Consider the following 543-nt stretch of genomic DNA (forward strand, 5'->3'; position numbering starts at 1 on the left):
GGATCGCGGCTGGCACTGCGCCAGGTGCCGGGGCCGGCGGCGGGACGGCGGGCGCCGCCGCTGCCGCCTGTTTGCGCACGGCTTCCGGCGTGGACTGCGGCGCTGCCGGGGGAGCCGACGGCTTCGGCGCCCCCTCGGGGCCCACCGGGACGGGTTCGCCTAGGCGTAGCGCTTCGACCGGGCGGGAGCTTGCGGGGCGCGGCGGCGGGCTTTGCTCGGCGGCGGGCTCAGGCCCCGGCGGGGCGGCGTAGGGGTCCATCCCTGTCCCGGGAGGCAGCGGCAAAGGGAAGACGTCCCGGGACGGCGGAGGCGGGCCTTCCCGCAGGACCAGCGGGACGATGATGACGGCCGCCGCCACAAGCGGCGCGCCCAGAAGCGCCCACCGGCCCAAAAGGTAGGCCCGCCGGCCCGAGGCGGCGGGAGGGACGGGCTGCTCGGGGGCTTCCATCGCTGCCAACTTGACGGTGGGCGCGTCCTCTTTCGCGCACCCGGGCGAGCGCAGCGCATACCCCTCGTGGGCCCGCATATAGTCGTCGGTGCGGG

General features: G+C 77.2%; 1 pseudogene. It reads right to left on the reverse strand.

Annotated elements, in window-relative coordinates:
• A pseudogene (locus ACTFO6_RS17535) lies at nt 1-543 on the reverse strand (hypothetical protein); the annotation flags it as partial.

Source organism: Pelomicrobium sp. G1, from assembly GCF_051905455.1.
Classification (GTDB): Bacteria; Pseudomonadota; Gammaproteobacteria; order Burkholderiales; family UBA6910; genus Pelomicrobium.